General features: G+C 55.0%; 1 protein-coding gene. It reads left to right on the top strand.

The window, feature by feature from the left end; all coding sequences use genetic code 11:
* Positions 1 to 30: 30 nt before the first annotated feature.
* Positions 31 to 680 (top strand): GGDEF domain-containing protein (locus tag H261_RS22945; RefSeq protein WP_235063051.1); only part of this gene is annotated, 650 nt, incomplete at its 3' end.

The following is a 680-nucleotide window of genomic DNA, read 5'->3' on the forward strand; positions in this document are numbered from 1 at the left end:
ACCGCCAATCAACGGATGGCGGAAATGTTCATGATCCCATTGGAATCATTGATTGGTATAGAATATGTCGATCTGGTTGATCCCGTAGAGCAGGAAATTGCCCGGAAGAATATGGCGGATCATCTTGCCTGTGACCGCCCCAACGTCAACCTTGAACGCCACTATTGGCGGTCCAATGGCACTGCATTTTGGGGGCAACTGACGGCCCGGCGGATGCCTGCATATAGGAATGGACGTGCTGGTCTGGTGTGCGTCGTCGCTGACATCACCGACCATAAGATAGCAGATCAGGTTTTGGCCGAACGCAGTGCCGAACTCGAAGCTCTGAACCAGGAACTCACGAACACCGTCGCAGCCCTTGCAGCGTCAAACGCGGAATTGCTTGCCGCTCGCCAGGAATTGGAACATCTCGCACAGCACGACAATCTGACCGGCACGTGGAACCGTCGCAGAACCGAGGAAGCCGTTAAGCTGGAAATGCTGCGAAAGGCCCGCTACGGTCACCCCGTTTCAATGCTCTACATTGACCTTGACCACTTCAAGCGGATCAATGACACCCACGGCCATGCGGTCGGGGATGATGTCTTGAAGGTGTTCTGCGACATCGCTCGGAAATGTATGCGATCCACCGACATGCTTGGTCGTTGGGGTGGCGAGGAGTTCGTCATTGTCACCCCGAA

It is taken from the genome of Paramagnetospirillum caucaseum, assembly GCF_000342045.1.
Classification (GTDB): domain Bacteria; phylum Pseudomonadota; class Alphaproteobacteria; order Rhodospirillales; family Magnetospirillaceae; genus Phaeospirillum; species Phaeospirillum caucaseum.